This window comes from Tardiphaga sp. (assembly GCF_044340795.1).
Classification (GTDB): Bacteria; Pseudomonadota; Alphaproteobacteria; order Rhizobiales; family Xanthobacteraceae; genus Tardiphaga.
On the sequence record NZ_JBIISY010000291.1, the window covers coordinates 1 to 6,802 of the forward strand.

Consider the following 6,802-nt stretch of genomic DNA (forward strand, 5'->3'; position numbering starts at 1 on the left):
CACTTGAAGGTGGGCACGCTGTGCTTTGCCCACCCTACATCCGACACGACTTGACCTTCTCCCCCCGATCCGGTTGCCTGCGCGCATAAGCAATCAGCCACCGGGAAGAAACCTCCATGTCATTCGTGATGGCCATCGATCAGGGCACCACCTCGTCGCGGGCGATGATTTTTGCTGCGGACCTTTCGATCGCAGCCATCGCGCAGCAGGAATTCCCGCAGCATTTTCCGGCCTCCGGCTGGGTCGAGCACGAGCCCGAGGATATCTGGTCGTCAACTTTGGCGGTCTGCCGCGATGCCATGGCCAAAGCGAAGGTGAGCGCGAAGGACATCGCCGCCATCGGCATCACCAATCAGCGCGAGACCGTGGTGGTGTGGGATCGCGTCACCGGCCATGCGGTGCATCGCGCCATCGTCTGGCAGGATCGCCGCACCGCGGAGACCTGCGCGCAGATGAAAGCGGACGGGCAGGAGCCCTTCATCACCGAACGCACCGGCCTGATCATCGATCCGTATTTTTCCGGCACCAAGGTGGCGTGGATTCTCGATCACGTCCCCGGCGCCCGCGCCCGCGCCGAGCGCGGTGAACTGATGTTCGGGACTGTGGATTGCTATCTGCTGTGGCGTCTCACCGGCGGCAAGGTGCATGCGACCGATGCCACCAATGCGTCGCGCACGCTGCTGTTCAACATCCACACGGGTGAGTGGGATGATGAACTTCTGAAATTGCTTCGCGTGCCGCGGGCGATGCTGCCGAAGGTGCAGGACTCGTCGTCCGATTTCGGCAGCACTGATCTGTTCGGCGGCAGCATCATGGTGGGCGGTATCGCCGGAGACCAGCAGGCCGCCACCATCGGACAGGCATGTTTTTCGCCCGGCATGATCAAGTCCACTTATGGCACCGGTTGTTTCGCGCTGCTCAATACCGGCACGAAGCCGGTGGTGTCGAAGCACAAGCTGCTCACCACGGTGGCCTATCAGCTGAACGGCGTGCGCACCTATGCGCTGGAAGGCTCGATCTTCGTTGCCGGCTCCGCAGTGCAGTGGCTGCGCGACGGCCTTGGCATCATCAAGAGCGCTTCCGAAAGCGGCCCGCTGGCGGACAAGAACGACTCCTCGCAATCGGTCTATCTGGTGCCGGCCTTTGTCGGTCTCGGTGCGCCCTACTGGAACCCCGATGTGCGCGGCGCGCTGTTCGGCCTCACGCGCAACACCGGCCCGGCCGAGCTCGCGCATGCCGCGCTGGAGAGCGTCTGCTACCAGACCCGCGATCTCTATGCGGCCATGCGCGCCGACTGGCCGGATGTTTCAGCTGCGACGGTGGTGCTGCGCGTCGATGGCGGCATGACCGCCTCGGACTGGACCATGCAGCGTCTTGCGGATCTGCTCGATGCGCCCGTGGATCGTCCGATGATCCAGGAGACGACGGCGCTCGGCGCCGCCTATCTCGCCGGCCTCAAGGCGGGTGTTTTCCCCGAGCCCGCAAAATTCGCAGACAACTGGCGCCTCGAGCGCCGCTTCAAGCCCGTCATGAGCGAGGCCACGCGGATGCGAAAGCTGAAAGGCTGGGCGCAGGCGGTGAAGGGGGTCTTGGCCAGCGATCCCGGCCATTCATAAAGCGTCCGACCTGCATATGCAGGACGAGCCCGCGCATGAGAAAGCAAGTAGTTCTCTTTTTGTTCTTGACAAAATTCCCATCTCTGCCAGTATCCGTCTCGTCCCGTTCGCGAGGGGGCGCTTTATGAGGCGTCATCGAGCGGAACGTGGATGCGGCGCCTGCGGACGGAGGTGGACGTAACCTTCGTACTCGGGTGGTCGGGGGTAACCGTCCGACCCCACTATGGGGGTCTGCCGCTAGTGCGCGGCTGGACGTGGTGCGGGCGAAAGGCAGGAAACTGCCGGACCTGTGGGTCAACTGCCCAGTACCCGGAAGAACGGTCCTTCGACCAATAGAACGTCGCGGTGGCGCGCCGTAAGGCGTTGCGCGGCTCAGGCTTGCTGGCGATCCAGCTTGCAGGAGCAGCGTATATCCCCACCCAACGCGCCTTGCGGCGTGCCACCTCCCCTCATGTCTGGAGGGGAGAAATGCTCACACCTCGGACGCGCAAGCGCCGCGAGATTGCAGGCCCGTGTTCCCTGACGATCAGAACACCGACTGCGTGTTCCTCGAGATCGAAAATCCGTGCCGGTCGGCATTGAAGCAGGTCACGCCGGAATGGTCCGACTTGCAGGTGAAGCCGTCGCGCTGGAAGGTCTGGCCGTAATTCAGCACGGGCAGTTTTGGATCCATGATGGTGTCGCCATGGCAGATGCGGATGCCGCTTTGGCCGGCCTTGCTGATCTCGAAAGCGCGGCCCCATTCCAGCTCGCAATCCTTCGGCTTCGGCGCGCTGACCGTCGCTTCCATGATATCGCAGCGGATATCGGCAGTCTTGCCGTCGGCAAAATACTGGCAGGCGATGTTCTTCGATGGTGACAGGAAGCCGGTGGAGGCGCCTTGCGCGAAAGCAGGCAATGGCGCGAGAACGAGGGCGAAAGCGAGCAGCGATGATTTCATGAGGCGAGATGTCCCGGACATGGCATTGCAGCGCCAGTCTAGTCGCTCTCGTTTCACAAGCCTATGACCGCACGCGCAGCCGGCTCTTACTTCGCGCCGACCGCCTTGCCGCGATACATCAGATGCACCGCGCAATTGCAGCCCGGCGGGTGCGTGGCGAGATCGGCAGGCGCCTCGTCATTGGCCGGCGCCTGCGCGGCCAGCTTGTCCGCGACGACCTTTTCCTGCGCGGCAGCTGCAGCACCCGGAATGTAGTTCAGGATCGGCGCCAGCCAGCGTTCGACTTCAGCCACGTCCATGCCCTTGCGTGCCGCATAGTCTTCCGCCTGATCGCGCTCGATCTTGCCGACGCCGAAATAATAGCTTTCGGGATGGCTGAAATAGAGACCGGATACAGACGATCCCGGCCACATGGCGTAGCTCTCGGTCAGCGACACGCCCGCGGTGTTCTCCGCATCGAGCAGCCTGAAGATGGTCGCCTTCTCGGTGTGATCGGGCTGCGCGGGATAGCCGGGCGCCGGACGGATGCCCTGATACTTCTCCAGGATCAGGTCGTCCGGCGTCAGCATTTCATCCGGCGCATAGGCCCAGAATTCCTTGCGCACGCGCTCATGCATGCGCTCGGCGAAGGCTTCGGCGAGGCGATCGGCCAGCGCCTTGCAGAGGATCGATGAGTAGTCGTCATTCGCATTCTTGAAACGATCCGCAATGATGTCCTCGCCGATCCCGGCGGTGACGACAAAGGCGCCGATATAATCTGCAACGCCCGACGCCTTCGGTGCGATGAAATCCGACAGCGCCGCATTGAAACGGCCTTCGCGCTTCACCAGTTGCTGGCGCAACGTATGCAGGGTCGCGATCTCGCTGTTGCGGTCGTCATCGGCATAGACACGGATATCGTCGCCCACGGCGTTCGCCGGCCAGAAACCGACCGTCGCCTTGGCGGTGAACCACTTCTCCTCGACGATCTGCTTCAGCATCTTCTGCGCGTCCGCATAGAGCGAGGTCGCGACTTCGCCGACGACGCTGTCGGTGAGGATGGCCGGAAAACGTCCGGCCAGTTCCCAGGTCTGGAAGAATGGCGTCCAGTCGATATAGCGCGCGAGTTCTTCCAGCGAATAGTCGCTGAAGGTGCGGGTGCCCAGGAATGTTGGCTTGCGCACGGTCTTGCCGAAGTCGACCACATGCGCGTTGTCGCGCGCGGCGGCGAGCGTCAGGCGCTTCTTGTCCTGCTGCGCCTTGAAATGCGCCGCAGAGATTTTTGCATAATCCGCACGCACATCGGCCGCATAGGCCTCGCGCTTGTCCGGCGACAGCAGCGACGATGCGACACCCACGGCGCGGCTGGCGTCATTCACATGCACGACGGCACCGGCGCGATAGTTCGGGTCGATCTTCACGGCCGTATGCACGCGGCTGGTCGTTGCGCCGCCGATCAGCAGCGGCATCTGCAGGCCCTGCCGTTCCATCTCGCCGGCGAGGAAGGTCATCTCATCCAGGGATGGTGTGATCAGGCCCGAAAGGCCGATGATATCGGCGCCTTCAGCCTTGGCGGTTTCGATGATCTTCGAAGCCGGCACCATGACGCCGAGATCGACGACCTCGAAATTATTGCACTGGAGCACGATGCCGACGATGTTCTTGCCGATGTCGTGGACGTCGCCCTTCACGGTGGCGAGCACGATCTTGCCGGCCGACGAACGGCCGCCCTCGGTGCCGATGCCTTTGGCGAGATTGTCGGCCTTCTCCTGCTCCATGAACGGCATCAGGTAAGCCACGGCCTGCTTCATCACGCGGGCGGACTTCACCACCTGCGGCAGGAACATCTTGCCGTCGCCGAAGAGGTCGCCGACGACGTTCATGCCGTCCATCAGCGGGCCTTCGATCACATGCAGCGGGCGCTCGACAGTGAGGCGCGCAGCTTCAGTATCCTCGTCGATATACTGCGTGATGCCGTGCACCAGCGCGTGGCTGAGCCGCTTCTCCACTGGCCATTCGCGCCAGGAGAGATCCTGCTCCTTGGCCTGCTTGGTCTGGCCACGGAATTTCTCTGCGAGCTCCAGCAGCCGTTCGCCGGCGCCGGGATCGCGGTTGAGGATCGTGTCCTCGCAGACCTGGCGCAATTCCGGATCGATGTCGTCATAGACGATCATCTGGCCGGCATTGACGATGCCCATATCCATGCCGGCCTTGATGGCATGATACAGGAACACCGAATGCATGGCCTCGCGCACCGGCTCATTGCCGCGGAACGAGAAGGAGAGGTTGGAGACGCCGCCGGAAATATGCGCATGCGGCAGGTTCTGGCGGATCCAGCGCGTCGCTTCGATGAAGTCGACGCCGTAATTGTTGTGTTCTTCGAGGCCGGTGGCGATGGCGAACACATTGGGATCGAAGATGATGTCTTCCGGCGGGAAATCCAGCTCGCTGACCAGAATGTCATAGGCGCGCTTGCAGATCTCGATCTTGCGCTCATAGGTGTCGGCCTGGCCGACTTCGTCGAAGGCCATGACGACGACAGCAGCGCCGTGGCGCTGTGCGATCTTGGCTTCGTGAATGAACTTCTCGACGCCTTCCTTCATGGAGATCGAATTGACGATCGGCTTGCCCTGAACGCATTTCAGGCCGGCCTCGATCACGTTGAATTTTGACGAGTCCACCATGACCGGGACGCGCGCAATGTCGGGCTCGGAAGCGACGAGATTGAGGAACTCGATCATCGCCTTCTCGGAATCCAGCAGGCCCTCGTCCATATTGACGTCGATGACCTGCGCGCCGTTCTCGACCTGGTCGCGCGCGACCTGCAACGCAGAGGCGTAGTCGCCTTCGGTGATCAGGCGGCGGAATTTGGCCGAGCCGGTGACATTGGTGCGTTCGCCCACATTGACGAACGGGATCGACGCCGCCAGCTCGAACGGCTCGAGCCCGGACAGGCGCAGCAGCGGCGCGATCTCGGGAATCACGCGCGGCTTATGCGGGGCGACGGCCTTGGCGATGGCGGCGATATGCGCCGGCGTCGTGCCGCAGCAACCGCCGACGATATTGACGAGGCCGCTCGACGCGAATTCGCCGACGAGCTTCGCCATATATTCCGGTGTTTCATCATACTGGCCGAATTCATTGGGCAGGCCGGCATTCGGATAGGCGCAGACCAGCGTGTCGGCGACGCGGCCGATATCGGCGATATGCGCGCGGAGGTCTTCGGCGCCCAGCGCGCAGTTGAAGCCGATGGTGGCTGGCTTGGCGTGCTTCACCGAATTCCAGAATGCTTCCGGCATCTGGCCCGAGAGCAGGCGGCCGGATTTGTCGGTGATGGTGCCCGAGATCATCACGGGCACGTCGATGCCGCGCGCCTCGCAGATCTCCGCGATGGCATAGAGCGCGGCCTTGGCGTTCAGCGTGTCGAAGATGGTCTCGACCAGCAGCAGATCGGCGCCGCCGTCGAGCAGGCCGTTGATCTGCTCGCTATAGGCGACGCGCAGATCGTCGAACGTCACGGCGCGATAGCCGGGATTGGCGACATCCGGCGAGATCGAGGCGGTGCGGTTGGTCGGGCCGATGGCGCCGGCGACGAAACGCGGGCGGCCATCCTCGGCTTCGACCTTGATGGCGGCGTTCTTGGCGAGGCGCGCGCCGTCGCGGCTCATCTCGTAAGCGAGATCGGCCATGTCGTAGTCGGCCTGGGCGATGGAAGTCGAGGAGAAGGTGTTGGTGGCGACGATGTCGGCGCCGGCGCGCAGATAGTCCGCGTGGATGTTTTCGATCGCGTCCGGCTGGGTCAGGATCAACAGATCATTGTTGCCTTTCACGTCGCGATGAAAGTCCTTGAAGCGCGCGCTGCGGAACGCGGCTTCATCGAACATCAGACCCTGGATCACGGTGCCCATGGCGCCGTCGAGCACGAGGATGCGCTCGCTGGCGGCTTTGAGGAGGGCGGTACGCTTGGGAGAAACTGGCACTGTCATGATCTTAAGCAGCCTTGATTTACGCAGCTTTGCGCGCGCCGTTGGGGCGGAAGCCGAGGAGATGGCTGATCGCGAAGACCAGATCGGCGCGGTTCATGGTGTAGAAATGGAAGTCGTTGACGCCCGCCTTGGCGAGCTTCTGCACCTGGCCTGCGACCACGGTGGCAGCGACGAGCTTGCGGGTTTCCGCATCGTTATCGAGGCCGTCGAATTTCTCGGCCAGCCAGTTCGGCACGGTGGTGCCGGCACGGGTGACGAAATTGCGGGCCTGCTTGAAGTTA

The 6,802-nt window shown here is 62.8% G+C and carries 4 protein-coding genes; 1 reads left to right on the forward strand and 3 read right to left on the reverse strand.

What is annotated here, in order from left to right; all coding sequences use genetic code 11:
- Positions 1–116: 116 nt before the first annotated feature.
- A complete protein-coding gene (gene glpK, locus ACIQ17_RS29125) occupies positions 117–1,616 on the forward strand; it encodes a glycerol kinase GlpK (RefSeq protein ID WP_398472903.1) in 1,500 nt (499 codons plus the stop codon).
- Between the two features lie 526 nt (positions 1,617–2,142).
- On the opposite strand, the gene ACIQ17_RS29130 is transcribed toward glpK, so the two are convergent.
- From ACIQ17_RS29130 to ACIQ17_RS29140, 3 genes are all read right to left on the reverse strand, one after another.
- A complete protein-coding gene (locus ACIQ17_RS29130) occupies positions 2,143–2,556 on the reverse strand; it encodes a DUF6636 domain-containing protein (protein WP_398472905.1) in 414 nt (137 codons plus the stop codon).
- An 86-nt stretch (positions 2,557–2,642) separates the two neighbouring features.
- Positions 2,643–6,521 carry a methionine synthase gene (gene metH, locus ACIQ17_RS29135; RefSeq protein ID WP_398472906.1) on the reverse strand — a complete coding sequence of 1,293 codons (3,879 nt, stop codon included), beginning with the start codon at positions 6,519–6,521 and terminating at the stop codon, positions 2,643–2,645.
- Positions 6,522–6,540: 19 nt separating this feature from the next.
- Positions 6,541–6,802: methylenetetrahydrofolate reductase (locus tag ACIQ17_RS29140; RefSeq protein WP_398472907.1), on the reverse strand; the 262-nt coding region annotated here is incomplete at its 5' end.

Bases quoted from the DNA above. Each gene is read 5' to 3' on its own strand.
- metH (WP_398472906.1), bottom strand. From the start codon at position 6,521: ATGACAGTGCCAGTTTCTCCCAAGCGTACCGCCCTCCTCAAAGCCGCC.
- glpK (WP_398472903.1), top strand. From the start codon at position 117: ATGTCATTCGTGATGGCCATCGATCAGGGCACCACCTCGTCGCGGGCG.
- ACIQ17_RS29130 (WP_398472905.1), bottom strand. From the start codon at position 2,556: ATGAAATCATCGCTGCTCGCTTTCGCCCTCGTTCTCGCGCCATTGCCT.